A 26,957-nucleotide genomic window follows, 5' to 3' on the forward strand; every position below is an offset into this window, starting at 1 on the left:
ATTTGTACTATCGGGGTGTCTGTATTACTAGTTGAAAATATTACAAATTTGTGAACGGTTATAGGACAAAAAAAGCAGGTGAATGAATTGAAAAGAGCTTATCAAATCTATTCTATTATTACTACCTTTGGTATGTTGCTCGTTTTACTCATGGGAGCTGTTGTAACAAAAACAGATTCCGGTGATGGCTGCGGAAATTCCTGGCCTCTCTGTTATGGAGAACTATTGCCAACGGCACCTAAACTTGAAACCATCATTGAAGTAAGTCATCGTTTCGTTTCTGCATGGCTCGGAATCTTAGTTATCATTTTAGCTATATGGGCATGGAGACGAGAACCGCATAAAAAAGAAATTAAAATCCTAGCAGGCTCTGCAGTGTTCTTTATCGTCCTTCAAGGGCTTTTAGGAGCAGCAGCTGTTATCTGGAGTCAGTCATCAGCTGTGCTTGCTTCTCACTTTGGATTTTCACTTGTTTCGTTTGCAAGTGTACTGCTGTTAGCGATTCTTTCATTTGAAGACCGCGACCGGCCTTTTATTGCTAAGGTGTCTTCAGGATTCAAAAAGAACATCTACTGGTTATTTGTCTATTTGTACGCTGTAGTTTACACAGGAGCTCTAGTAAGACATACCGGGTCTAGCATGGGCTGCGGTCCTGAGTTTCCTCTTTGTAACGGTTCTGTACTCGCAACATTAGGCTCACAAGCTAGCATACATTTGATGCATAGAATCGCTGCGATCGTACTATTCTTGTGGATTGCGTATTCTTGGTATCATGCAAGAAAGCATTACAGTGACCAGAAGGTTGTGAATAAAGGTTTTCAGTTTGCTTTACTATTTGTCATCTTGCAAGCTGTATCAGGTATTATGATCGTGCTTTCAAACTTGAACTTGTTTGTTGCTCTATCACATGGTTTGATTATTTCTTTCCTGTTTGGTACGTTGAGCTATTTAGTATTGATTGTTTATCGAAAATAACAAAAGACCAAGGCGTTTTAATGGCGCCTTGGTCTTTTTATGTTTTTCATGGATGTTTTCACTAAAACTACGTTGCTCTTAAAGGTGGTTGATTTCCGCTCCAGGTTGCTCGCTTTCCGCGGGGCAGGCGGTGAGCCCCTTGCCGCTTCGCGCCTTAAGGGTCTCACCTGACCGCTTGTCCCGCAGGAGTCTCACACCTTGCGCTCCAATCAACTTATCAAAGAAGAAATACAAAACACCTTTAAAAACAGCAACGATATTTCAGAAACCATCCTTATTTGATTAATTCGATAAGCAGATCTCCAGCCGCAATACCTTCACCGTTTTGAACAGAAATTTCTTTAACTGTTCCGTCAAATGGAGCTTGTACTGTCGTTTCCATCTTCATTGCTTCTGTGATCATAAGATGATCACCTTTTTTAACTTTTTCCCCTTTTTCAACCAGAACTTTTATAACTGTTCCAGGCATGCTTGCACCAATCTGTGAAGGATTGGACGGATCTACTTTTTGCTTAGCAGATACCGTAACTTTAGCACTTTCATCAATAACCACGATTTCACGGGATTGACCGTTCAGCTCAAAGTAAAGAACTCTTGAACCATCGTTTTGTGCCTCGCCAATTGATACCAATTTAACGATTAGCGTCTTTCCTTGCTCGATCTCCACCTCAATCTCTTCACCAAGGGTCATCCCATAGAAGAATGTAGGTGTGTCTAGAACAGAGATGTCTCCAAATTGAGTATACATCTTTTCACGATCTAAAAAGACTTTTGGATATAATGCATATGCTAATACATCAAAACTTGTCACTTGACGGTTGATCTTATGGAACAATGTTTCTTTTATATCATTAAAATCAGCGGCTTCTAAAAGCTCTCCTGGTCTTACAGTTAACGGTTCTCTACCCTTTAAGATAATCCGCTGCAGTTCTTTTGGAAATCCTTCATACGGCTGCCCAAGGTATCCTTGGAAGAACTCTACAACTGAGTCAGGGAAATCTAGTGAGTCACCTCGATCATAAACAGCATCTTCCGTGAGATTGTTTTGAACCATATAGAGAGCCATGTCTCCAACCACTTTGGAAGAAGGAGTTACTTTAACGACATCACCAAACATATCGTTCACTCTGCGATACATTTGCTTGACTTCATCCCAGCGGTCGCCAAGGCCAACAGCTTTTGCTTGCTGCTGAAGATTGCTGAATTGTCCACCTGGCATCTCATGTTCGTAAACTTCTGGATCAGGGGCAGTCATACCGCTCTCAAAACCAGAATAATATTTTCGAATATCTTCCCAGTAAGAAGATAGTTGCTTAGCATGATCAATATTTAAGTCGGGCTGTCTTTCATTACCTGCTAATGCATAATAAAGAGAGTTGGCACTCGGCTGAGATGTCTGTCCAGCCATAGAACTTACAGCAACGTCCACGATATCTACACCGGCTTCTGCTGCTTTTGCGTACGTGTAAATACCATTTCCGCTCGTATCATGCGTATGAAGGTGAATCGGAATATCAATCGATTGCTTAAGTGCAGATACAAGATCGTAAGCAGCCTGAGGTTTTAACAGACCTGCCATATCTTTAATCGCAAGAATATGAGCACCTTCTGCTTCTAATTCTTTTGCTAGATTCACATAATAGTTCAAATCATATTTCGTTCGGCTTGAATCCAGAATATCTCCTGTATAGCAAATGGCTGCTTCTGCAATCTTACCTGTTTCACGAACGGCTCTGATTGCTACTTTCATACCTTCTACCCAGTTTAGGCTGTCAAAGATACGGAAAACATCAATTCCTGCCATAGCAGACTTTTTCACAAACTCCTCAACAACATTGTCCGGATAGTTTTTATAGCCTACAGCATTCGAAGCTCTTAGTAACATCTGGAATAAAACATTCGGCGCTTTTTCTCTAAGTTTTATGAGTCGATCCCACGGATCCTCATTTAAGAAGCGATAAGATACATCAAACGTCGCTCCGCCCCACATTTCCAGAGAAAACATGTCTGGCCACATTCTAGCAGTCGGTTCGGCAATGTGAAGAAGATCGTTCGTTCTAACACGTGTCGCTAGCAGTGATTGATGACCATCACGGAACGTAGTGTCTGTAAGCAATAGTTTCTTTTGATCCTTTACCCACCGTGCTACAGCTTCTGGTCCTTCAGCATCTAAAAGCTGTTTTGTACCATTTGGAATAGGCTCTGAAACTTTAAGCTTTGGAATACGCGGCTTATCAAATAAAGGTTTTTCCTGCTTTGGAAGTCCCGGAAAACCATTAATGGTTGTAGCACCAATATAAGAAAGCATCTTGGTTCCTCGGTCTTTACGCTTCGGAAAAACGAAAAGTTCGCTGCTTGTATCAATAAACGAAGTATCATAATCTCCGGATAAAAACTTTTTGTGTGTTACAACATTTTCAAGGAAAGCAATATTCGTTTTAATACCACGAATACGGAACTCTTTTAAGTTTCTTAGCATTTTGGAAGCCGCTTGTTCATATGACAATGCCCATGTAGAAACTTTTACAAGCAAGGAATCATAAAATGGTGTGATTATCGCACCCTGAATCCGTTTCCTGCGTCCAGACGCACCCCAAAACCTCCGCCAGAACGATAAGCCATTATTTTCCCTGTATCCGGCATAAATTGATTGGCTGGGTCTTCTGTCGTAACACGGGATTGGATGGCATATCCATGGCAATATATATCTTCTTGCTTTGGAATTCCGATTTCTTTTCCATGTAGTGATAACCCTTGAGCAATTAAAATTTGAGACTGTACAATATCGATTCCGGTAACCATCTCTGTAATGGTATGTTCAACCTGAACCCGAGGATTTACTTCGATAAAGTAAAAATTCCCATCTGGGGTAACAAGATACTCTACTGTTCCCGCATTGATATAACCGACATGCTCCATCAAGGATACAGCAGAATCGCAGATTGCATAACGAAGTTCATCACTTAACGAAACACTTGGAGCAACTTCTACAACCTTCTGATGTCTTCTTTGTACAGAGCAATCACGTTCGTATAAATGCACAAGGTTTCCTTCATGGTCTCCAAGGATTTGTACTTCGATATGTTTTGGTTGTTCAACAAATTTTTCAACGTAAACTTCATCTTTACCAAATGCCGCTTTCGCTTCAGATTTGGCACGATCATAACTTTCCGCTAAAGAGTTCTCATTTCTGACGATGCGCATTCCGCGTCCGCCGCCACCCATAGACGCTTTAATAATAATTGGAAAACCATGTTCATCTGCAAAATCCTTCACTTCAGAAAGACTGTTAACAGGGCCGTCACTTCCAGGTATTACTGGAATGTTTGCATCGATTGCAGCCTGTCTTGCTTTTACTTTATCTCCGAATACATCTAGATGCTTTTCATCAGGCCCAATAAAAACAATGCCTTCTTCACGACAGCGTTCTGCGAATTCTTTGTTTTCGGATAAAAAGCCGTATCCGGGGTGAACGGCGTCAACACCGTTTGTTTTAGCAATTTCGATAATGCCCTCAATGTCTAGATAAGCATCGATTGGTTTTTTCCTTCACCAACTAGGTAAGCTTCATCCGCTTTATAACGATGATAAGAACCCGTATCTTCCTTTGAGTATATAGCTACTGTTCGAATATCCAGTTCTGTACACGCTCTGAAAATTCGGATTGCAATTTCTCCTCGGTTTGCTACTAAGACTTTGCTGATTTTTCTGCTCATACAAGTTCCTCTCCTTTTACCTTTACATAATAGCTCTTATCTTTTTATTTACTTCAGGCTGTTTGTCAGGTACTTTTTTGTTCAGATTTACTTTTGCAGATATGTTTATAAGAATTCCCATCGATGTTAGAAACAAAAGAAGGGATGAGCCCCCGTAGGAAATAAACGGCAGCGGTACTCCTGTAATGGGAAGCAACCCTACAGCTGCTCCAAGATTAACGACCGTTTGGATGCCGATCATACCAGAAATACCGAATGCTAATAGACTTGTGTATGTATCATTACTTTGCATTCCAATCCAAAAGCCTTTTAATACGATATACCCTAATAACATAATGATTAAAAAGACTCCGATAAACCCAAGTTCTTCCGCAATAATCGCGATTATAAAATCAGTATGTGGTTCAGGCAGAAAGCCGTATTTTTGAATGCTCTCACCTAGACCAGAACCTGTCATTCCACCTGCAGCTATAGATATATATCCATTTACAAGCTGGTACCCATCACCTGCAGGATCTTTAAACGGAGCATATGCAGCATCAAAACGGGAAAGCTGTTCATCACTTAATTGAAAAAACAATCCTAGACCCACAATTCCGGCTAAAGCCGCCATAGAGAAAATATGCTTAAATTTAATCCCGGAACAAAATAGGATGATTCCTGCTACACCTGATACGATTATGCCTGTCCCTAAATCGGGTTGCATTAGTATCAACAGAAACATGATGCCGAAAATGGTTAATGGGGGAATAATCCCTTTTTAATATCATTCATTTTGCCTTGTTTCTTTGAGTAGATAGCAGCTAAGTAAATGGCCAGTGTTAACTTTATAAATTCTGCGGGCTGAATACCAATCGGACCTATGTAAAGCCAGCTTTTCGCATTATTTACTTCTCGGCCAAACAACAATACTGCAATCAATACAAGGATAGATACCAATACGATAGGCATCATGAGCTTTTTATAGATTTGGACGTTGAATCTCATCGTAAAATACATAAGCCCTATTCCAGCAAGCAAAAAGATAAGTTGTCTAGTGAAGAAAAACTGCTGCTGTAATCATACTTATTGATCGTTACCCCTATACTTGCGCTGTAGATCATGACTAATCCAGCACTGCACAATAATAGTACGGCTACTATCAAAGAATAGTCATAGGGTCTTACTGCTTTTTTCACGTTGTTCACCTTTCTCCTCTCTGTCGAAGTCTGTATCTTTATAATTATTAGATATTGTATCACAGAAACCTTTTTTATTTCTGATTCAACTCTGAAAGATCAGCTTCTTATAATGTTTCGTTGGGTGTGTCTTGTTTTTGAATAGGCTTTTTTCTAAAAGTTTGTCTCGATTGAAAAGTTAAATGGAGTGTCCGGTGAATGTCTCCAACCTGAGAAGCTTTTGGGGCATGCGACGAGGAAGCACCCTTCAAAGAATTTACACAGTTTTGTTTTCTAAAGTATTGTTACTTTTTAATTTTTTGTCCATTCGCTTCTTTGACAAGTTGATTGGAGTGTAAGGTGGGAGACTGCTGCGGGACAGACGGGCAGGTGAGACACTTAAAAGTGAAACGTTATGAATGTGGCTCACCGCCCGCCCCGCGGAAAGCGAGCACCTGAAACGGAAATCAACTCCTTTCAAAACAACAACACGAAGTTATGTATATAAAAAAATCCAGTCCAAGTGTATTATCGGACTGGGTGTGTATCATTTTTTCATTGAAGCATCGTGCAAAGCAGTAAGCTGCTTTTCTAGCGACTCTAATAACTTCTTACCTGCGTCTTCTTCGACCAGGTTCAAACGGACTGCAAAATCTATTTCACGGGATAAACCAAACATTTGCGTATCCAATACTTCCTCATAGAGGGGACATTGTGGCATTGTTAAGTTTTCCATTTGAACTTCAATTAGTTTCAGGATTTTATCTGCATCTGCTTTTAAGAGTTCAAATGCCCTTTCCCGATGTCCAGTTGCCATCTCAGCTGACAATGATCATCCCTCCGTTCGCCACGATTTCTACCTTTAAATATAAAGGTTTGCATAAAAAAATCAACATATTACAGTATTCATATAATCGTGCTATGCTTTTAATAGCGTTTTCATTATTCAAGGAGGTTTTTATGGAATTCATCGTTGCCCTTAATGGGAAAGTGAACTATCCCCTTACATTAGATCCAAGTGTTTGGATTTTTGATGATAGAAAAGAGGATTTAACCACGTTATTTGACTTAGATAAGTCAAAGGAAAGTGAACAAGAGAAATACTTAAAAGATGTATCTGCTCATTGGGATAGAGAATTACAAGAAGGAGCAATCCCTCCATCTGAACAAGAAAAAGAAACCGAAAACCACGTTAAAAGAAACGCTTTTAACAGGCTCTTTCGCTATCTCTCTCTCTTACTTTATCTATAATGCACAACCGCACCCTGACGCAGAAAAAGTTATCATTGAATCAGGGGACGGTAACGTAGAAATCACACTTAAAGAAGCACAAGACGGCTATTTTGCATTTTCTGATCACGGTAAGCCGTTAAAAGAAGATGGACCGGTACATTTTTATTTTGCTGATGGACGAAATAAGGAAAATCCCATCAAGCATATTTCTGCCATCACAATTTTATAAAATGGACATTTTGACAGCTCAATTAAGGGCTGTCATCTTTTTTATAGCAAATCAGCTGCGATCTGTGCAAGCGACGAACGCTCACCCTTTTCTAAACGAACATGTCCGCTTAGCGCTTGGTCTTTAAACTTCTCCACGACATACGTTAATCCATTAGTAAACTCGTCAAGATAAGGATGGTCGATCTGCTGCGGATCTCCGAGCAAAACAATCTTACTACCTTCACCAACCCTCGTTAAAATCGTTTTCACTTCATGCTTGGTTAAGTTTTGGGCTTCATCAATAATAATAAATTGATCTGGCAAGCTTCTGCCACGAATATAAGTGAGCGCTTCTACATGAATGGAGCCAATGCCCGCAAGGATTTTCTCCAGTTCTCCAGACTTTTTTGTGTTAAATAAATATTCTAAGTTGTCATAGACAGGCTGCATCCAAGGCTTTAACTTCTCTTCTTTTTCACCTGGAAGATAACCGATATCTTTCCCAACAGGTACGATTGGACGGGCTATGAACAACTTGATATAGTCTTTTAAATCCTCAGTCTGAAGAAGAGCTGCAGCAAGGGTGATCAGCGTTTTTCCGGTACCCGCTTTTCCGATGAGCGTAACAAGAGGCAAATCTTTTCGTAGAAGCAACTCGAAAGCCATTTTTTGCTGAACATTTCTAGCTCGTATTCCCCAGATCTGCTCAGAATCATACCTTAATGGTTTTAGTATTTTACCATGATCATCTACTTTTCCCAAAGCAGACACCGAAGACCTGAAAACGTCTTTTAATATGACAAATTGGTGGGGATGAAACGAATGTCCGGACAGTTCAATCAGCTGAAGTTCATTTTTTTCATAAAACTTATTTAGAAGATCTCCTTGGACATAAATTTCTTTATAACCCGTATACGTTTGATCGTTCTTATCGATTACTCTGTCGCTTAAAAAGTCTTCTGCCTCTATTCCAAGAGCATCAGCTTTAACTCGGACAAGTACATCTTTTGAAACCAAAATGACTTTAATGCCGCTCTTTTTCTCCTCTTCTTCTTGCTTTAAATTTAGTGTCACAGCAAGAATTCGATTATCGTTCGTCGGTTCCACAAATGTTTCCTGCAGTCTTTTAAATGATTTATGGTTGAGCTCTACTCGAAGCGTACCGCCATTTTCAAGGGAACTCCTTTATGCAGCTGGCCGTTTTGTCTCACACGATCGATTAATCGGGAAACTTCCCGCGCATTTCTTCCAATTTCGTCCATATAACGTTTTTTGGAATCCACTTCTTCTAACACAACTGCAGGTATAATTACTTCACTATCTCCAAAAGATTGTATCGAATAAGGATCCTGCAACAGCACGTTCGTATCTAGGACGTATCGTTTATTCAACATTTAGCCTCCTGACTTAATGTAGTTCTATTCATTTAGCGTTTTTTATGGACTGCCTATTAAAATGTATGTACGAAGGAATAAAGTTAGAAGAATGTACAAAAAATAACGGAAATGACTTGGAAGGATTGATACCGATGAAGATATTCCGTATTGCCGCCGTCCTTTGTGCGATATTCGTACTGTTTGGCTGCATGAACAATAACAATAATAAAGATAATGCACAAAATGACCAAAACACTCCTCGGCTTACAAAAGTAAATCAAACAGCAAACAGCAAGAAACCTGAACAGCCAAAAGGATCTCAAGAAATTTCAAAACACCTTGTAGGGTTAGCAACAGGTATCCCTGGTGTTGAGGACGCAACAGCAGTCGTATTAGGCCCTTATGCCGTAGTTGGGATAGATGTTGACCGAAAGCTTGATAATTCTCGTGTAGGATCCATAAAGTACTCAGTAGCAGAATCACTAAAGAATGATCCAAATGGTAAAAACGCCGTAGTTACAGCAGATCCTGACACTGTTGAAAGGCTCCGTCAGATGGGTATACAGATTCGCCAAGGCCACCCAATCGGTGGAATTATGAGAGAACTAGCAGGAATAGTAGGACGCTTAATGCCTCAAATACCACACAGTATCCAAACAAAAAGCCTTCACCTACAGAAACAAACAACAGTCAATTAAATAAAAAAGAAGAAAAGCAACTTAAGAATCAACAGCAAAAACAAGAGAAATCGGATAAGAATCAGCCGCAAAGACTGAATGAAAGTTGATTTGACGATAATCAAAGACTCATGTAGGCGGAATTTAAGCCTTCATGAGTCTTTTTGATATCCTAATGGATTAGTGTTGAGGCGAACGGTGTCGAAAATCGGATAAGGCATCTCATTCATTTAATTTTCCAATTTCTTTATGGTATACTGTTTGAAAGAGGTGAAATACGATGCGTGTAAAATGCGTATTATGCGATACTATAGAAGTCATTGAAAATGAATGCTCACTAGCAAAAAACTAAGAAACCGACCTATACACACATTCATGTGCGAACCTTGCAGAGAACGGATAACAAGGAAAACTGCACAACGTGAAGCTACTGGTAATTTCACATTATATCGAAGTCCGGATACGAATAATGATTGGTAAGAGATTAATTTCCTGGATCTTACATGGTACGATTGCCGGCATCTTGCTGGCTTGTTTTTTTATATCCCAGAAACAATTTTCAAGATAAAACTTTACACTTTTTTGTTAAATATTGATTTTATGCCACTGCCTGATTACATCATTTTCAATGAATTCCTTCAGTTTATTCTGCACATTTTTATTGCAATTGGATTAATCGCAATCGTTGATTTACTTTGTGACGTGTATAATCGTCCCTATTTACTTTCTCTCGTCATAAATGTGATCATGTCATTTACCTTCTTCCCACTTTACGATATGGCAGTCTCAAAGCCTTTTCAGCCCCCATTAACTATGCCGTTTATTTTATGGCTCATCGGACACATACTTTTTGCTTTCCTAATTGGATTCTTTGTCTCTCATATTCACAAAAAAACTTGGCTGACGCCTAACCTTTCGCGTCAGCCTTAGTTGCGCTAACTTGTACCTCGTCGAATATCATGATGCGAACAAGTTATACTTTCTGATCGCGCAAAAAAAGAGTGCTGAATAAATCAGCACTCTTCGTTAAATCTAGGTTCATTTTGAATTCCTTCATATAGAGCATCAATCACATCTATAAAAAACTTTTCAGACTTTTCTATGCCGTTCACTTCAAACAGCACAATGTAATAAGGTCCTGAAATCGAGACGGATGTTATATTCACATGGTGATCTTCTATAAGAATCTCACTAAAAAATTCAAAAGTCTCCTTAGCTGCTAAATCATGGGGTCTTTCTTCATGTACTTTCTTAATGCTCAACCAATTAGAAAGAGCGTCAACAAGCTGCATCTTTCATACCCCCAGTCAGCTATTTTCTTTTTTACTTTGATATAATCTGACTTTATAAATAATCAAGATGAGTGCAGCTACAATAAGTCCCTCTGCTACCGGCAGACCGATGCCAAAGAACGCAAGTGGCATACATCCGATAATTAAAAACAGATAAATGACTGCTGACTTTAAAGGCGGCAGTTTCTTTGCGAATCCTAGCTTGAAAACAATAATACTAAGCACTGTAATGATTAAATATAACAGCAGAAAAGCTCTGACAGGGTCGTTTTCAATCCCTAGCAATAATGCCATGGATGATGAATCTTCCCCTGTCGCTTTCATGATTTCTTGTTTCTCCACGATTCCCACTCCGATCGTTAAGAAATGCGTTTAGCCTTGAGCAAGCTTCTTTTTCTTCTCTACTCTTTCACGTTCGTTCTTATCAAGCACTTTTTTACGAAGACGGATGCTCTCTGGTGTTACTTCACAGTACTCGTCATCGTTCAAGTATTCTAACGCTTCTTCTAGAGACATGATACGCGGTTTTTTCATGCTTACTGTTTGGTCTTTGTTCGCAGAACGCATGTTAGTCATCTGCTTCACTTTGACGATGTTAACCGTAATATCATTTTCACGAGTGTGCTCCCCAACGATCATACCCATGTATACTTCTGTTCCTGGCTCAACAAAGATCGTACCACGGTCTTCAACACCCATGATTCCGTATTGAGATGCTTTACCGTTCTCCATTGAAACCAATACACCTTGGCGACGTCCACCAACGTTTCCAGCAACCATTGGCTGGTAGCTGTCAAACGTATGGTTTAGGATTCCGTAACCACGAGTTTGAGTTAAGAACTCAGTCGTGTAACCGATCAACCCACGAGCAGGTACCATGAATTCAAGACGAACTTGTCCAGAGCCATTGTTCACCATGTTCTTCATTTCACCTTTACGGTCTCCTAAAGATTCCATGATTGCACCTGTGTATTCTTCAGGAATATCAATTTGCACATGCTCAACAGGCTCACATTTCACGCCATCAATTTCACGAACGATTACTTCAGGCTTTGATACTTGAAGTTCAAATCCTTCGCGACGTAAGTTCTCGATTAAGATTGAAAGGTGAAGCTCACCACGTCCAGAAACTGTCCAAACATCTGGAGAATCCGTGTTTTCAACACGTAGACTTACGTCTGTTTCAAGCTCAGACATTAAGCGCTCTTCAATTTTACGGCTTGTTACATATTTACCTTCACGACCAGCAAATGGTGAGTTATTAACTAAGAAAGTCATCTTCAATGTTGGCTCGTCGATACGAAGAACAGGAAGTGCTTCTTCTTGACCTTCAGGGCAAACTGTTTCCCCAACGTTGATCTCTTCCATTCCAGAAACAGCGATAAGGTCTCCAGCTTTTGCTTCGTTGATTTCAATACGCTTTAGGCCTAAGAAACCAAACAATTTTGTAACACGGAACTTTTTCACTGAACCATCAAGCTTCATTAATGAAACAGCTTGACCTACTTTAATCGTTCCACGGAATACACGACCAATACCAATACGACCAAGATAGTCGTTGTAATCTAGCATCGTAACTTGGAACTGAAGAGGCTCAGCACTGTTATCTTCTGGTGCAGGAATTGTGTCAATAATCGTATCAAGCAAAGCTGTCATGTCTTCATCTTGCTTGCTCGGGTCCATACTTGCTGTCCCTTTAAGTGCAGATGCATAAACAACAGGGAATTCTAATTGATCTTCTTCAGCACCTAGTTCAATGAATAGATCGATTACTTCATCTACAACTTCTTCTGGACGTGCAAAATCACGGTCAATTTTATTTACTACTACGATTGGTGTTAACTTTTGCTCAAGCGCTTTTTCAAAACGAAACGTGTTTGTGGCATACATCCTTCATATGCATCGACAACAAGTAGAACACCATCAACCATTTTCATGATACGTTCCACTTCACCACCAAAATCGGCATGTCCTGGAGTGTCCATGATGTTAATACGTTTCTCGTTATAGTTAATTGCTGTATTTTTAGCTAAGATTGTAATTCCACGCTCGCGTTCTAGAGCATTGGAGTCCATAGCACGTTCATTAACTTGTTCATTGTCACGGAATGTTCCTGATTGATGTAGCAATTTGTCCACCAATGTCGTTTTACCATGGTCAACGTGGGCAATAATCGCTATATTGCGTAAATCATCTCTTCTATTCAAATGTATTCTCTCCTTATATCCTATCTCTTTTTCTTATCATTTTTTGTTCAACTCGACTATTATATCACAAATTTGTTGAAAGGCTTTTTCTTTTTATGTAAATTCGGTACACTTACGATATAGTATAGACAAGTTTTTGGCTTGGAGGTCATCATGAATATTATTTTCTTCATCATCGCACTTTTAACCGCGCTGGCAATATGCGGTATTGGGATAGCTATCGGGGAGAGAAGCTGGTTAATCTTTTTCGTATCGATCGTTTCCGTTTTTCTACTTATGGGATATGGATTTTCACTTAAAAAAAGCAAAGAGAGCGTTCTTAATGGAACGTTCTTTTTGCTAATAGTTGTTTTTGGCCAAGCTATAATGCTTTTGAAAGTGGTTGATTTCCGTTGCAGGTGCTCGCTTTCCGCGGGGCAGGCGGTGAGCCACATTCGTAACGTTTCACTCTTAAGTGCCTCAGCAACCATTCTAAAGAAAACAGCCAGACTCAAAAACCACATTAAAAATTTTTTAGAGAATAAGATTCAGTCTTTTTTTGCATCAAGTTAAGTGATCTAAGATTTCTTTATGCAATCCAGGTTTAGCGGCCAGAATGCTGTTTTGTTCAAGTAGCTGAACAGGTTCACCATCAGTTCGAGTGACGATTCCTCCCACTTCATTTAAAAGAATCAGCCCCGCCGCAAAATCCCAAGGCGATAGTCTTAGTGTCATATAGGCATCCAACTTACCTGAGGCGACATATGCGAGTTCGATGGCAGCAGATCCATAAGATCGAGTTCCTCTAGATTTTCTAATTATCTGCTGGACATTCTCATGATTGATGCGTCTGTTAGGTCCAGCCCATGTAGCGTTGACACCAACAACCGCTTCGGATAATGTCACTTCTTCTAATTTTGGTAATTTCTTTTCATTTAAGTATGCCCCTTCGCCTTCTTTTGCAAAGTATAGGTTATTTCCTTCAACATCGTATATTAATCCCATTCTTCCAATACCGTTTTCGTAAATACCGATTGAAATTGCAAAATTAGCTTGCTGGTGAATAAAGTTCGTTGTGCCATCGATGGGATCGATTATCCAGATGATACCCGATCTCCCTTCAATTTGATCACCATACCCTTCTTCTCCAAGCACTTTGTGGTCAGGGAACGTATGCTGTATCTTATCAATAAAAAACTTTTCGATGTTTTTATCCATATCCGTGACGAGATCCGCAATATGTGATTTATATGTAATCGTTAACGTGTTCTCAAAAGAATCTTTAAGTAACTGTGCAGCTTCAAGTGTCCATGTCTTCAGATGTTTCTCTATAGATTTCATTTCCTCATTAGTCACGTTTTCACCCCTTACCTTTTTTATAGTATAAGTCAATTTCATCTTCTTCACAAAAAAACGAACCATCCGTTCATGATGGATTCGTTTTTGTTATCCGCTATCAGCTTGGATCATCCTTCTAATCTCACGAGCTCCAGCCTTAATCGTTCGAGCTTACGCTTAGATTCATTGATCTGTTTCTGATCTTTTAACTTTAAAGCATCAAACAAAGTAGCTAATTCATAATCAATCTCAAGTTTTAAAACTGGAATTCTTCTTTCTGCATCCGTTCTTTTTAATGTATTCATTACTTGTTTCATTTCACCGGCACATCCTTTCTTTTCTCGTATTCTTCGTTTCTTTATTTTATGAATGAGTCATGTATATGGAAACGGCACTTTGCGGAATCTAATGCAAACATTTTTTAAATAACATTTCGTGTGATAAACTTCTTTGTAGCACTTGATAATCAGGAGGAAATTTTTCATGACATTCAATGGATTTAAAGCCCAAGATTTTAACGTTTTCCAAACACCTGGTCTTGATGATCGCATGAAACAAATCATCAGCCAGATCAGGCCTAAGTTGGAGACTCTCGGAAATAGATATGCTGAAGAACTGACTGCTTTCACTGGAGAAGAGATGTTTTTTCATGTCGCTAAGCATGCAAGAAGAACTGTAAATCCTCCGAAGGATACATGGGTTGCTTTTGCTCCTAACAAAAGAGGTTACAAAATGCTGCCACATTTTCAGATTGGACTTTGGGAAACACATGTTTTTATCTGGTTTGCACTCATATACGAAGCACCTATAAAAGATTCGTACGGCAAAGTCTTCCTTAAGAACCTCAATAAGATTAAAAAGGACATTCCTAACGATTTTGTTTGGTCAGATGATCATATGAAACCAGAAAGTTTTACTCATCGTGAGGTCAAAAAGGAACGATTAGAAGAAATGGCAACCCGGCTTAGCACCGTAAAAAAGCGGAATTGCTTTGCGGCGTTCGTATTGAAAAAGATGAAGCTGTGAACATGAGTGAAGATGACTGGTACGATCGTATTACTGAAACCTTTAAAACGCTCTTACCCCTTTATAACTTAAAGAAAAAACTGTAATAAAAATAGTGGCAGGAAGCAGAAGTTTAGCTGCTTCTTACCACTAGTATATTGCCATACAACATAAATGTATGGGTATGTATCATTATTGTTAGAAAAGTGTTAGAAAAGGTTGTTTAATTTTTGTTGAAGTGTTTCTGATTCTGTTTTTATTCGTTGGAACAGTTCTTCTACGCTTGGAATATCTTTAATCCTTCCAACGATTTGTCCAGCCCAGCCAAAACCCTCTTCATCTTTTCCTTCATATATAAACTTTTGATTTGCTTCTCCACTTATATAGTTCTTTAAATGTTCGTAAGTACCATCTTTCTTTTCCTCTTCTAAGATTTTTAATGCAAAATCCGTACGCAACGTTCGGCCCGGCATACCTAAAACCCTTTTAATAACTACCGTATCCATCTCAGAGCTTTCCACAATAAGCTTTTTGTATGCTGCGTGTGCATGTACACATTCCTTTGTTGCGATGAATCTGGTCCCCATCTCGATCCCCTCTGCTCCAAGAGACAAAGCTGCCATAAGTCCTTTACCATCACCTATCCCTCCAGAAGCAATAACCGGAATAGATACACTTTCAGCAACTTGAGGGATCAACACAAACGTACCTGTATCATCCTTGCCTATATGTCCGCCGCCTTCTTGTCCAACAGCCATTACAGCATCTGCCCCTGATTTTTCTGCTTTCATTGCTTGGCGCACACTGGAAACGAGTACAAGTGTTTTTATATTTGTATCTTTTAGACGGTCCAGTACGGGTGCCGGATTCCCTCCAGTGATACTAACTACTTCAACACCCTCTTCAATGGCAGCTTCCAGCATATCTTCATAAGATCTGCCATGCTGGCCAATCGCGAAATTTACTCCAAAAGGACGTGACGTTAAACTCTTAGTTTTCTGAATCTCTTCTCTTAATGCATGATGATTTGGCAATGACATCGCTGTAATCTGACCTAATCCCCCGCATTTGACACTGCTGAAGCAAGTTCCGAATAAGCTAAGTATGCTAGCCCGCCCTGTATAATGGGAAGTTCAATATTTAATAAAGCTGTTAGTCTAGTGTTCAATTGTATTCCTCCTTGAAAATTAAATCATTTACTTACATCTTCATGCATTTTCTGTTATACTTCTTTTGTTTTATAAAATAACTCTTTTCTAAAGGATTGTTGCTTTAATAATCTTTTTTATATCCTCTTTGAACAGTTGGTTGTAGTGGAAGATGCGAGACTACGGCTAGGACAAGCGGGCAGGTGAGACACTTAAAAGTGAAACGTACGAATGTGGCTCACCGCCTGCCCCGCGGAAAGCGAGCATCTGGAACGGAAATCAACTACATTCAAAAGCAACAACGAATACGAAAACAGCTATAAAACTAACAAAAAAACATATAAGTTCACGATAGATGAGGTGTAGTATAAATTGTCTCAACACGAAACTCCTTTATTTACTGGTTTGCGTGAACATGCAAACAAAAACCCATTGCAGTTTCACATTCCAGGCCACAAAAAAGGGCAAGGAATGGATGAAGAATTCAAAGATTTTATTGGACCTAATGCATTATCAATCGATTTAATTAACATCACTCCCCTTGATGATCTTCATCACCCAAAAGGGATGATCAAAAAGCTCAAGCTCTAGCAGCACAAGCTTTTGGGGCTGATCACACATTTTTCTCTGTACAAGGAACGAGCGGAGCGATCATGACGATGATCATGTCTGTTGTGTCACCAGGAGATAAGATTCTAGTGCCGAGAAACGTTCATAAGTCTATTATGACAGCCATCGTTTTTTCAGGTGCAACACCAATTTTTATTCATCCTGAGATTGACCCTGAGCTGGGAATTTCACATGGTATCACTCCTGACAGCGTAGAAAAGGCTTTAAACCAGCACCCAGACACAAAAGCTGTACTCGTTATCAACCCGACTTATTTTGGTTTTGCTGCAGATTTAAAAGGAATCGTTGATATTGCACACCGATTCGATGTACCTGTACTTGTAGATGAAGCCCATGGTGTTTTGATTCATTTTCATGATCACATGCCACTATCCGCAATGCAAGCTGGTGCAGACATGGCTGCAACAAGCGTTCATAAATTAGGAGGATCTTTAACAGGCAGTTCCATTTTAAATGTTAAAGAAGGACTTGTCTCTCCTGAACGCGTTCAAACCATTTTAAGTATGATGACAACAACTTCAACTTCTTATATCCTGCTTGCTTCACTAGACGCAGCACGAAGACGTCTAGCTACTGAGGGATATACGCTAATCGAAAAAACGATTTCATTAGCTAATGATACAAGAGCACAAATTAATGATATTCCTAATCTTTATTGTGTAGGCGAAGAAAAGCTTGGTACATCTGCAACATTTGATTACGATCCATCCAAGCTTTTAATTTCTGTAAAAGATCTGGGTATTACAGGTTATGATGCAGAGACGTGGCTTCGTAAAAATTACAACATTGAAGTTGAATTATCAGACCTGTATAACATTTTGTGTTTGATCACAACGGCGGATCATGAAAAAGATACGATGGTTCTCGTTCAAGCATTAAAACAACTTTCTGAAGAGAAAAGCACTTCAAAGAACGAAGAGATCAAATCGATTCCTGTACACGTACCTGACATTCCAGTCCTTGCACTGTCACCTCGTGACGCTTTCTATGCGAATACAGAAAGTGTACCGTTTGAAGAATCAGCTGGAAGAATTATCGCAGAGTTTGTAATGGTGTACCCGCCTGGCATTCCAATCTTTATACCAGGTGAAATTATTACACAAGAAAACTTAGATTATATTAAAGAAAACCTTGAAGCTGGGCTCCCAGTTCAGGGTCCTGAAAATGCAGAATTAAAATATTTAAAAGTTATCCAAGAGCAAGTTGCCATCCGTTAATAATGAATAACTCCACAAAAAAGAAGACCTTCTCAGGTCTTCTTTTTTACTTCTCTAATTTAGCTTGCTCTTGGCAATGTGGACATTTGTTTGAATACAAAGTTGTTACTTTTTCCTCTTCAAAATGCTCTATTGTTGTTTCACACGTTTGGCAAATGATTACTCCCATCCGATCCATCTCCCTTCACATTTTGAAAGCGCTTACGTTTATATTTATATATTATTATGTCACATTTGGTTTGTCAATACATTTAGTATAACACATTAAAAAAATGTGTTCATTAATCATATTGTTCGATAACAGGAATGTGCGGGACTGCTTCTTCAAAGAAAAGCGCTAAATCTTCCGCTTCTTTAAGGGTCTTAATATGAAACACCTGCTTAATATATTCCAAGTTTCGCATATCATTTGAATCTAATAAAGCTGATCTTCCAGTCTGCATGCAGACCACTAAAGGCTTACCAAAAAACATATTCGTATAAACAATGCCAAAATCATACCTGACTGTATCTGTAGTAAAACCTACAAATCGGACATTTACGGATTCACTCTCGTCATACAATTTTTCAAACCATTCCATGTTACCCCTCCTCGTATGATTTCACTGTTCATCGATCGGGCTGCGTATAACCTGTTTTAAATAAATGAGGTATACTAATAGGACTGTAATTGAATGTAAGAGTAATTCCCTTAAATATGGATATTTAAACTCCAATTTGTCAAAATCTTCTTGAAATATGATATACTATTCTATGTATAAATGCCCTTAAAAATGACTAACTGGAGTGAGTTACATGTCTCAAAATGCTTATATAAAGCTTGTTCCCGCTTCTGAAAAACAGATAATCACATTAGAAGAAGTGAAAGACTTACTCATGTACTACCGTTCCATCACCTCCAAAACAGGCGATCAGCTTTCATGGGGTTATTCCGATGCAGCCTTTCCATACACCGTTGAGGAGAAAGAAGAAGCGGACCATAAATGGTTTTATTTAAAAGGTATAGATCCCCGGAAAAACAAGTATATCTTAATAGGTGTAGGAACAGAGAACAAACCAGATTCAGACGAAATCGCCAGCTACATTCAAGTTTCATTAACCGATATTTCTACGCATGGAGACAAGGGAAAAGCAAATGAGTTTTGTAAGTTTTTGGCTTCAAAACTGAAAGGCGAACTCCATCTTTTTAACGGTAGGGTGATGTATTATTATCCGAAGAAATAATTACTCTTGAAAGTGGTTGATTTCCGTTTCAGGTGCTCCTTTTCCGCGGGCGTGCGGTGAGCCCCTTGCCGCTATGCGCCTTAAGGGTCTCACCTGACCGCTCGTCCCGCAGGAGTCTCGCACCTTACACTCCTATCAACGTATTGAATGATGTAAAAAATTTCTTTGCAAGCCATCATTTATAAACAAGTGAAAGCTTAAGCAACTAAAAAATTAGCTGTATCAATTTTCCAATAACCCTAAAATGTTATCAAGTTTTTTTAACGTTAAAACTATACACAAAATCACAGAGGCACTTAATATTAAACTTTACTTTATGGCAACAACTTTCTTCGTAGAAGCTATGAAAAGGTACAATATCCAATAGGAAGTTCAATCATATGATTGGACTTCCTATTTTATTTTTACTACAATGTAAACTTTCGGTCCCTTAGGGGAAAATAAAAAGAATACATATCGAGAAAGGATGTGAAGAAATGAAAAAACAACCTAATACTGTTTTTATCGTTTCACTATTGATTTCTATCGTTTTTATTATTATAGGAAGTTTATTTCCTGCCGAATTCCAAGCAAAAGCTACAGCAATTCAAAATTTCTTGCAAGAGAAATTTGGCTGGTTTTATCTGCTGTCTGCTACAAGCTTTTTGATTTTTGTTCTTTACTTGGCTTTTAGCAGGTATGGTAAAATTAAACTTGGAGAACCAGATGAAAAGCCTGAATACCATACTGTTACGTGGTTTGCCATGTTATTTAGTGCAGGAATGGGAATTGGCCTTGTATTTTGGGGTGTAGCAGAACCGATAAGTCATTTCTATACACCACCTTCAGGAGAAGGCGGAAATGCTGCTTCAGCACAAGCTGCTCTCAGGTATAGCTTCTTTCACTGGGGATTACATCCGTGGGCAATTTACACGCTTATCGGACTATCTCTCGCTTATTTTAAATTCAGAAAAGGAGCACCTGGTCTGATCAGTTCGATCTTTAGTCCATTATTAGGAGATAAAGTAAATGGACCTATTGGAAAAACAATAGACATTATTGCTGTTTTTGCTACCATTTTTGGTGTTGCGACATCACTAGGTCTTGGCGCAGTCCAAATTAGCGGAGGCATTTCATATTTAACGAATATCACTAATAACTTTACGACACAGTTAATTATAATAGCTATCGTTACTGTATTATTTACTCTTTCTGCTCAAACGGGATTGAACAAAGGTATTAAATACTTAAGTAACCTTAATATTCTTCTTGCTGTCTTACTAATGGCTTTCTTGCTCTTTGCATCGTCTACTAACTTTATTATGGATGTCTTTGTTCAGTCTTTAGGAAATTATCTACAGTATTTGCCGAGTATGAGTCTTAAGCTAAGTCCATTTCGTCCTAGTGAAGCAGGATGGATTCAAGGCTGGACCGTCTTTTATTGGGCTTGGTGGATTGCTTGGGCACCTTTCGTAGGTACCTTTATCGCTCGTGTATCAAAAGGGAGAACGATTCGTGAATTCATATTAGGAGTATTGCTTGTACCTACCGTTTTCGGTGCTCTGTGGTTTTCTATATTCGGAGGAGCAGCATTACATCTCGAGATATTTAATAATGTCGGTTTAAATAAAATCATTACGGATAAAGGGACTGAGATTGCCTTATTCGCTCTATTTGAAAACTTACCGTTTGGTTCAATCATGTCGGTGCTTGCTATATTCTTAATCAGCACGTTCTTTATTACATCTGCTGATTCAGCTACATTTGTACTTGGAATGCAAACGAGCCATGGCCGTTTAAATCCTTCTTCTATGACAAAGTTTGTTTGGGGAATAGTGATTGCAGCTGCAGCAGCAATTCTTTTATATTCCGGAGGTTTAGAAGCGTTACAAACAGCGTCCATCATTGCCGCATTCCCGTTTGCGTTTGTATTGATCTTTATGATGTTCGCTCTGCAAAAAGCGTTATCTGAAGAAAAAAGTAATACTTGGACTAAATAAACCAGAGTTTACCTGTAACATAAATAACGGTTAATGAGATCGTAATATTTAATGCCACTTTCCTTTTTTGAATGAAGCGCTGTGCTACTAGGAAGTTGAAATAACCAAACATCAGCAATAGGATTGTTTCGTAAAAACTATGATCATGGTGCGAGAGAAAGAGAACAAATGAATATCCGCACCACATCATAAATTGAATAAGTATGCTAAGCAATACGTTCATTTCGTCCTCCATGTACTTCTTTATAATTAAAGGGTATGACACGTTTTGCAATATATGATTGAATGAAAAAGGCTGGTTTCCCAATCTTTGTCGCTCTAGAATGTGGTTGATTTCCGTTACAGGATGCTCGCTTTCCGAGGGGCGTGCGGTGAGCCTCCTTGTCGCTTTGCGACCTTAGGAGCCTTACCTGTCCCGCTAATCCCCCAAGAGTCTCGCACCTTGCACTACAATCAACTTTTTGTTGAAGATGCTTTGCTCCAAATAAAGGACTCAAAAACAACAACCTAATAGAAAAGAGACATAAAAATCCCCTTGCAAGCTGAATTTACAGCCTGAAGAGGATTTTTGTTTTATTTATTTTACGATATGAACCGGAAGTCCAATCGCAACTTCAGCTGCTTCCATCGAAATTTCTCCGAAAGTTGGATGCGCGTGAATCGTCATTGCGATATCTTCAGCAGTCATTCCTGCTTCGATTGCCAATCCTAATTCAGCGATCATATCAGATGCATTTCCACCTGCGATTTGAGCTCCTAAAACAAGTCCATCTTCTTTACGAGTGATAAGTTTCATGAAACCATCTGTTTCGTTCATAGATAGAGCACGTCCATTAGCTGCAAATGGGAATTTAGATGCTTTCACATCAAATCCAGCTTCTTTAGCAGACTTTTCATCATAACCTACAGTTGCAAGTTCTGGATCTGTGAATACAACAGCCGGAATAGCCATGTAATCGATCTCTGCAGCATGTCCTGAGATTACTTCCGCTGCTACCTTACCTTCGTAAGAAGCTTTGTGAGCAAGCGCTGGACCTTCAACTACATCACCAATTGCATAAATGCCACTGATGTTTGTTTGAGCTTTTTTGTTGATTTTGATAAGACCACGTTCAGTCATTTCAACACCAACTTGCTCAAGACCAAGTTCTTCTGTGTTTGGACGACGACCAACCGTAACAAGAACATAGTCAGCTTCAAATGTCTTAGACTCACCTTTGATCTCAGCTGTTACAGTAACCCCGTCTTTTGTTTCTTCAACGCCTTTAGCCATAGCTTCTGTAAATACTTCTACATTGCCTTTTTTCTTTAAACGCTTAGAAACGACTTGGCTCATTTGCTTTTCAAATCCAGGTAGGATCTGCTTGCTTCCTTCAAGAATAGTTACTTCAGTACCGAAGTTTGCATAAGCAGTTCCAAGTTCCATACCGATGTAACCACCGCCGATTACTACCATCTTCTTAGGAATTTCTTTAAGAGCAAGTGCTCCTGTAGAAGAAATGATACGGTCACTCCATTTGAAACCAGGGATTTCAATTGGACGTGATCCTGTAGCGACAATTGCATTTTTAAACGTGTATGTTTGAGAGTTTTTCTCATCCATGATACGTACAGTGTTTTCATTTACGAAATAAGCTTCACCACGAATGATTTCAACTTTATTTCCTTTTAGCAATCCTTCAACACCGCCAGTAAGCTTCTTAACGATGCCCGCTTTCCAGTCTTGAACTTTGCTGAAATCAACTTTTACGTTTTCAACAGTAATACCCATATCTTCTGAGTGATTAGCATGTTCTACACGGTGACCTGCATTAATTAAAGCTTTTGATGGAATACAACCTACGTTCAAACAAACGCCGCCCATTTCTGCCTTTTCCGCAATAGCCACTTTTTGTCCTAATTGTGCAGCGCGAATTGCCGCAACATATCCCCCAGGACCTGAACCAATAACAAGTGTGTCTAACTCAATTGGAAAATCTCCTACTACCATCGAATTACGCCTCCATTACTAATAGTTGTGGATCGTTCAATAAACGCTTAATGTGATTCAATGCATTTTGAGCTGTTGCACCATCGATCAGACGGTGGTCAAAGCTTAGAGATAGTGCTAATACAGGAGCTACTACAACTTCTCCGTCTTTAACTACTGCTTTTTCAGCGATACGGCCGATACCTAAGATTGCTACTTCTGGGTGGTTGATTACTGGTGTGAACCATTGACCGCCTGCAGAACCGATATTCGTAATCGTACAAGATCCGCCCTTCATCTCTTCACCAGAAAGCTTACCATCACGTGCTTTAGTAGCTAACTCATTGATTTCAGAAGAGATTTTGAAGATGGATTTACGATCAGCTTCTTTAACAACCGGTACCATTAAACCGTTATCTGTATCTGCCGCAATACCGATGTTGTAATAGTGCTTGTACACGATTTCTTCGTTTGCATCATCGATTGATGCATTAAGCACAGGGTATTCACGTAGTGCAGAAGTTAATGCTTTTACCACGTATGGAAGATAAGTAAGCTTGATGCCTTTATCAGAAGCAACTTGCTTGAACTTCTTACGGTGTGCAACTAGATCAGTAACGTCCACTTCATCCATTAGTGTAACATGTGGAGCAGTATGTTTGGAGTTAACCATCGCTTTAGAGATCGCTTTTCTAATTCCTTTGATCTTTTCACGAGTTTCCATTTCTCCAGCTGGAATAGCTTTTGGTGCTTCTTTCTTCGCTTCTGCTTTAGGTGCTTCTTCGCCAGCTTTTGGTGCTTCAGCTGCCGCTTCTCCACCACCGCTTACAAACTTGTCGATATCTTCTTTTAATACACGTCCGTTATCTCCAGAACCTTGTACTTTACGAATATCAACTTCTTTTTCACGAGCGTATTTACGAACAGAAGGCATTGCGATAACACGCTTAGATTCGTCTGCTGGTTCTTCTTTAGCTGTATCTTCAGTTTTATCTGTTTTAGCTTCTGATTTGTCAGCTTCTTTAGCTTGATCAGCAGTCACATTCTTCTCTTCTTCAGCTTTAGGCTGTTCAGGAGCTTCATCGCTACCGCCATGAGCATCAGCAGGAATCTCACCTTCTGCTTCGATCGTTACTAGAACATCACCAACAACAGATACTGTTCCTTCATCTACTTTTAATTCAAGAATTTTACCGTCTACAGGAGATGGGATTTCTACTACAGCTTTATCGTTCTGTACTTCAAGCAGGATATCGTCTTCTTTAACTGCGTCCCCTGCTTTAACAAACCACTTTACGATTTCACCCTCGTGAATTCCTTCACCAATATCGGGAAGCTTAAATTCATATGCCACGACTAACGCCTCCTATTTTGTTTCAATCTTTTTTATCTAATGATGTGAAAGAGCTGAAAGGAGCAGTCAATGATGACCATCCTTTCAGCTTGCATTTTTGTTTTTTAGAAATTGTAGACTTTCTTTGCTTTATCTACAATATCACGATGATCTGGAATCCAAACATCTTCTGCAGAAGCATATGGGAACACTGTATCTGGTGCTGTAACACGCAGTACAGGTGCTTCTAAGTGAAGGATCGCACGGTCATTGATTTCAGCTACAACGAACGCTCCAATTCCAGCTTGTTTCTGTGCTTCTTGTACTACAATCGCTCGTCCTGTTTTTTCAACAGAAGCCATGATTGTTTCAATATCAAGCGGGCTGATTGTACGAAGGTCGATAACTTCAGCAGAGATGCCTTCTTTTTCTAATTCTTCAGCAGCTTTTAGCGATGCGTGAACCATAGCACCGTAAGTAATGATAGAAACATCCTTACCTTCACGTTTCACATCAGCTTTTCCGAGTTCAATCGTGTATTCTTCCTCTGGTACTTCACCACGGAAAGAACGATACAATTTCATATGTTCTAAATAAACTACCGGATCATTGTCACGGATAGCAGAGATTAAAAGCCCTTTTGCATCATAAGGAGTTGAAGGAATTACAACTTTGATACCAGGAGTTTGATACATTAACCCTTCAAGGCTGTCTGCATGAAGCTCAGGTGTTTTAACTCCTCCACCAAATGGTGAACGGATCGTTACTGGAGAAGTATAAACTCCGCCGGAACGGTATCTCATTCGAGCCATTTGTGCTGCAACTGAATCAAATACTTCGAAAACAAAACCAAAGAACTGAATCTCCATTACTGGACGGAAACCTGTAAGCCCAAGACCTATTGCAAGTCCCCCAATTCCAGACTCAGCTAGCGGAGTATCAAAAACACGCTCTTCTCCAAACTCTTTTTGAAGTCCTTCAGTGGCACGGAAAACTCCGCCGTTTTGACCAACGTCTTCACCGAAAACAAGAACTTGTTCATTGTTCTTTAATTCATTGCGCATAGCGTCTGTAATTGCTTGAATCATAGTCATTTGAGCCATATTATTTCGACTCCTTTGCTGTGTATTCTTCTAACTGCTCACGAAGGTTGAACGGAAGGTTTTCAAACATAAACCCGATTAGGTCAGTAACCTTTTGCTTAGGTGCTCCGTCTGCTTTCTTGATGGCAGCTTTAATATCTTCTTTCGCTTCTTCTACTACTTTATTTTCTTGCTCTTCAGACCATAGATTTTTCTTCTCCAAGAACTTACGGAAACGAACAAGTGGATCTTTCTTTTCCCATTCGTTATCAAGATCTTTTGTACGGTAACGAGTAGGGTCGTCTCCTGCCATCGTATGTGGTCCATAACGATAAGTAAGAGTTTCGATTAATGTAGGACCTTCGCCAGAAATGGCACGCTCACGAGCTTGTTGAGTCGCTGCATACACTGCAAGAATATCCATTCCATCAACTTGAATACCTGGAATACCAGCTGCAACCGCTTTTTGAGCGATTGTCTTTGCTGCAGATTGTTTTTCAACTGGAACCGAAATTGCAAAACGGTTGTTTTGAACAACGAAAATCGCATTAGCACGGTAAGCCCCTGCAAAGTTCAATCCTTCATAAAAGTCACCTTGTGATGCTCCACCGTCACCAGTGTAAGTGATACATACGTTCTTTTTACCTTGTTTCTTAAGTCCGAAACCAACACCAGCAGCTTGAATGATTTGTGCACCGATAATGATTTGAGGCATTAATACGTTCACGCCTTCAGGAATCTGTCCACCCTGGAAGTGTCCACGAGACCATAAGAACGCTTGAGATAATGGGAAGCCGTGGAAAACCATTTGAGGAATATCACGGTATCCTGGAAGAATCCAATCTTCTTTATCTAATGCAAAGTGAGTTCCAAGCATCGAAGCTTCTTGTCCTGCTACTGGAGCATAGAAACCAAGACGTCCTTGTCTGTTTAAAGAAATAGCACGCTGATCCCAAATACGTGTGTAAACCATGCGGCGCATAAGTTCTTGCAGATCTTCATCAGACAATTTCGGCATTGCCGATTCGTTAACTATTTCTCCGTCTTCTGAAAGAATCTGGAACGTTTCAAATTGATCTTGAACAGCATCAATTGTTTTCGTCATGAAAAGTCACCTCTTCCTTTCTTTTACCCTGTCAATTTTCCCTGATCTTAAAAACATGCACATATTTTACAGGTTGCCCAAAGTGAATCATTTTTAAGACAGGTT

Annotated in this window: 18 protein-coding genes and 10 pseudogenes; 9 read left to right on the forward strand and 19 right to left on the reverse strand. The window is 39.5% G+C overall.

The window, feature by feature from the left end; genetic code table 11:
* Positions 1 to 87 precede the first annotated feature (87 nt).
* The gene (locus ACEWFH_RS13785; protein ID WP_473724448.1) at positions 88 to 975 is read left to right on the forward strand and encodes a COX15/CtaA family protein; all 888 of its coding nucleotides are present in this window, start codon (positions 88 to 90) and stop codon (positions 973 to 975) included.
* 274 nt (positions 976 to 1,249) lie between these two features.
* On the opposite strand, the pseudogene pyc reads toward ACEWFH_RS13785, so the two are convergent.
* The 4 genes and pseudogenes from pyc to ACEWFH_RS13805 form a co-directional block, all read right to left on the reverse strand.
* Positions 1,250 to 4,691: pseudogene (pyc, locus tag ACEWFH_RS13790) on the reverse strand (pyruvate carboxylase).
* 22 nt (positions 4,692 to 4,713) lie between these two features.
* Positions 4,714 to 5,690 (reverse strand): annotated as a pseudogene (locus ACEWFH_RS13795) (FtsW/RodA/SpoVE family cell cycle protein).
* Between the two features lie 5 nt (positions 5,691 to 5,695).
* A complete protein-coding gene (locus ACEWFH_RS13800) occupies positions 5,696 to 5,878 on the reverse strand; it encodes a hypothetical protein (RefSeq protein ID WP_473724449.1) in 183 nt (60 codons plus the stop codon).
* A 517-nt stretch (positions 5,879 to 6,395) separates the two neighbouring features.
* Positions 6,396 to 6,665: an Fpa/YlaN family protein gene (locus tag ACEWFH_RS13805; protein WP_373869433.1), complete on the reverse strand. Its 270-nt coding sequence runs from the start codon at positions 6,663 to 6,665 to the stop codon at positions 6,396 to 6,398.
* 143 nt (positions 6,666 to 6,808) lie between these two features.
* Here ACEWFH_RS13805 and ACEWFH_RS13810 point away from each other — a divergent pair.
* Positions 6,809 to 7,310 (forward strand): annotated as a pseudogene (locus ACEWFH_RS13810) (peptidyl-prolyl cis-trans isomerase).
* 41 nt (positions 7,311 to 7,351) lie between these two features.
* Here ACEWFH_RS13810 and ACEWFH_RS13815 read toward each other — a convergent pair.
* Positions 7,352 to 8,685: pseudogene (locus tag ACEWFH_RS13815) on the reverse strand (PhoH family protein).
* Between the two features lie 134 nt (positions 8,686 to 8,819).
* On the opposite strand from ACEWFH_RS13815, the pseudogene ACEWFH_RS13820 reads away from it, so the two are divergent.
* Positions 8,820 to 9,454 (forward strand): annotated as a pseudogene (locus ACEWFH_RS13820) (YhcN/YlaJ family sporulation lipoprotein).
* A 170-nt stretch (positions 9,455 to 9,624) separates the two neighbouring features.
* Positions 9,625 to 9,824 (forward strand): annotated as a pseudogene (locus ACEWFH_RS13825) (YlaI family protein).
* A gap of 533 nt (positions 9,825 to 10,357) precedes the next feature.
* Here ACEWFH_RS13825 and ACEWFH_RS13830 read toward each other — a convergent pair.
* The 3 genes and pseudogenes from ACEWFH_RS13830 to typA all read right to left on the reverse strand — a co-directional run bounded on the left by ACEWFH_RS13830 (position 10,358) and on the right by typA (position 12,843).
* Positions 10,358 to 10,636: a hypothetical protein gene (locus tag ACEWFH_RS13830; protein ID WP_473724450.1), complete on the reverse strand. Its 279-nt coding sequence runs from the start codon at positions 10,634 to 10,636 to the stop codon at positions 10,358 to 10,360.
* Positions 10,637 to 10,651: 15 nt separating this feature from the next.
* Positions 10,652 to 10,930 (reverse strand): YlaH-like family protein, encoded by a 279-nt coding sequence (locus ACEWFH_RS13835; RefSeq protein ID WP_289497643.1) that lies wholly within the window; start codon positions 10,928 to 10,930, stop codon positions 10,652 to 10,654.
* Positions 10,931 to 11,008: 78 nt separating this feature from the next.
* Positions 11,009 to 12,843: pseudogene (gene typA / locus ACEWFH_RS13840) on the reverse strand (translational GTPase TypA).
* Between the two features lie 153 nt (positions 12,844 to 12,996).
* On the opposite strand from typA, the gene ACEWFH_RS13845 reads away from it, so the two are divergent.
* Positions 12,997 to 13,395, forward strand: coding sequence for a DUF5325 family protein (locus ACEWFH_RS13845; RefSeq protein WP_473724451.1), 399 nt, complete (start codon positions 12,997 to 12,999; stop codon positions 13,393 to 13,395).
* On the opposite strand, the gene ACEWFH_RS13850 is transcribed toward ACEWFH_RS13845, so the two are convergent.
* Entirely contained in the window at positions 13,387 to 14,163 is a 777-nt protein-coding gene (locus ACEWFH_RS13850) for an inositol monophosphatase family protein (RefSeq protein ID WP_473727304.1), read from the reverse strand. The two genes, ACEWFH_RS13845 and ACEWFH_RS13850, sit on opposite strands and share 9 nt — an antisense overlap.
* A 125-nt stretch (positions 14,164 to 14,288) precedes the next feature.
* Positions 14,289 to 14,477 (reverse strand): hypothetical protein, encoded by a 189-nt coding sequence (locus tag ACEWFH_RS13855; protein ID WP_473724452.1) that lies wholly within the window; start codon positions 14,475 to 14,477, stop codon positions 14,289 to 14,291.
* 166 nt (positions 14,478 to 14,643) lie between these two features.
* Between ACEWFH_RS13855 and ACEWFH_RS13860 the strand changes: the two are divergent.
* A pseudogene (locus ACEWFH_RS13860) lies at positions 14,644 to 15,272 on the forward strand (YktB family protein).
* A gap of 102 nt (positions 15,273 to 15,374) precedes the next feature.
* Here ACEWFH_RS13860 and ACEWFH_RS13865 read toward each other — a convergent pair.
* Positions 15,375 to 16,339 (reverse strand): annotated as a pseudogene (locus ACEWFH_RS13865) (NAD(P)H-dependent flavin oxidoreductase).
* Positions 16,340 to 16,685: 346 nt separating this feature from the next.
* On the opposite strand from ACEWFH_RS13865, the pseudogene ACEWFH_RS13870 reads away from it, so the two are divergent.
* Positions 16,686 to 18,160: pseudogene (locus tag ACEWFH_RS13870) on the forward strand (aminotransferase class I/II-fold pyridoxal phosphate-dependent enzyme).
* A gap of 46 nt (positions 18,161 to 18,206) precedes the next feature.
* Here the strand turns inward: ACEWFH_RS13870 and ACEWFH_RS13875 are convergent.
* Both ACEWFH_RS13875 and ACEWFH_RS13880 read right to left on the reverse strand, forming a co-directional pair.
* Positions 18,207 to 18,329: a GapA-binding peptide SR1P gene (locus tag ACEWFH_RS13875; RefSeq protein ID WP_082820825.1), complete on the reverse strand. Its 123-nt coding sequence runs from the start codon at positions 18,327 to 18,329 to the stop codon at positions 18,207 to 18,209.
* A 112-nt stretch (positions 18,330 to 18,441) separates the two neighbouring features.
* On the reverse strand, positions 18,442 to 18,741 hold the full coding sequence (locus ACEWFH_RS13880) for a DUF3055 domain-containing protein (protein WP_473724453.1): 300 nt from the start codon (positions 18,739 to 18,741) through the stop codon (positions 18,442 to 18,444).
* A 214-nt stretch (positions 18,742 to 18,955) separates the two neighbouring features.
* On the opposite strand from ACEWFH_RS13880, the gene ACEWFH_RS13885 reads away from it, so the two are divergent.
* Positions 18,956 to 19,384: a DUF1885 family protein gene (locus tag ACEWFH_RS13885; RefSeq protein WP_473724454.1), complete on the forward strand. Its 429-nt coding sequence runs from the start codon at positions 18,956 to 18,958 to the stop codon at positions 19,382 to 19,384.
* On the opposite strand, the gene ACEWFH_RS13890 is transcribed toward ACEWFH_RS13885, so the two are convergent.
* Positions 19,385 to 19,507, reverse strand: coding sequence for a hypothetical protein (locus ACEWFH_RS13890; RefSeq protein ID WP_473724455.1), 123 nt, complete (start codon positions 19,505 to 19,507; stop codon positions 19,385 to 19,387). It lies immediately after the preceding gene.
* Between the two features lie 353 nt (positions 19,508 to 19,860).
* Between ACEWFH_RS13890 and ACEWFH_RS13895 the strand changes: the two genes are divergently transcribed.
* Positions 19,861 to 21,363, forward strand: coding sequence for a glycine betaine uptake BCCT transporter (locus tag ACEWFH_RS13895; RefSeq protein ID WP_473724456.1), 1,503 nt, complete (start codon positions 19,861 to 19,863; stop codon positions 21,361 to 21,363).
* Here the strand turns inward: ACEWFH_RS13895 and ACEWFH_RS13900 are convergent.
* The 5 genes from ACEWFH_RS13900 to pdhA all read right to left on the reverse strand — a co-directional run bounded on the left by ACEWFH_RS13900 (position 21,356) and on the right by pdhA (position 26,852).
* Positions 21,356 to 21,586, reverse strand: coding sequence for a hypothetical protein (locus ACEWFH_RS13900; protein WP_473724457.1), 231 nt, complete (start codon positions 21,584 to 21,586; stop codon positions 21,356 to 21,358). The two genes, ACEWFH_RS13895 and ACEWFH_RS13900, sit on opposite strands and share 8 nt — an antisense overlap.
* Positions 21,587 to 21,940: 354 nt before the next feature.
* Positions 21,941 to 23,353 carry a dihydrolipoyl dehydrogenase gene (gene lpdA / locus ACEWFH_RS13905; RefSeq protein ID WP_473724458.1) on the reverse strand — a complete coding sequence of 471 codons (1,413 nt, stop codon included), beginning with the start codon at positions 23,351 to 23,353 and terminating at the stop codon, positions 21,941 to 21,943.
* Positions 23,354 to 23,357: 4 nt separating this feature from the next.
* A complete protein-coding gene (locus ACEWFH_RS13910; RefSeq protein WP_473724459.1) occupies positions 23,358 to 24,686 on the reverse strand; it encodes a dihydrolipoamide acetyltransferase family protein in 1,329 nt (442 codons plus the stop codon).
* A 104-nt stretch (positions 24,687 to 24,790) separates the two neighbouring features.
* Complete coding sequence (locus ACEWFH_RS13915; RefSeq protein WP_473724460.1) at positions 24,791 to 25,768, reverse strand: alpha-ketoacid dehydrogenase subunit beta; 978 nt, start codon at positions 25,766 to 25,768, stop codon at positions 24,791 to 24,793.
* 1 nt (position 25,769) lies between these two features.
* Positions 25,770 to 26,852 carry a pyruvate dehydrogenase (acetyl-transferring) E1 component subunit alpha gene (pdhA, locus tag ACEWFH_RS13920; protein ID WP_473724461.1) on the reverse strand — a complete coding sequence of 361 codons (1,083 nt, stop codon included), beginning with the start codon at positions 26,850 to 26,852 and terminating at the stop codon, positions 25,770 to 25,772.
* Between the last annotated feature and the right edge of the window lie 105 nt (positions 26,853 to 26,957).

It is taken from the genome of Fictibacillus sp. EA-CB0309 (genome assembly GCF_055814265.1).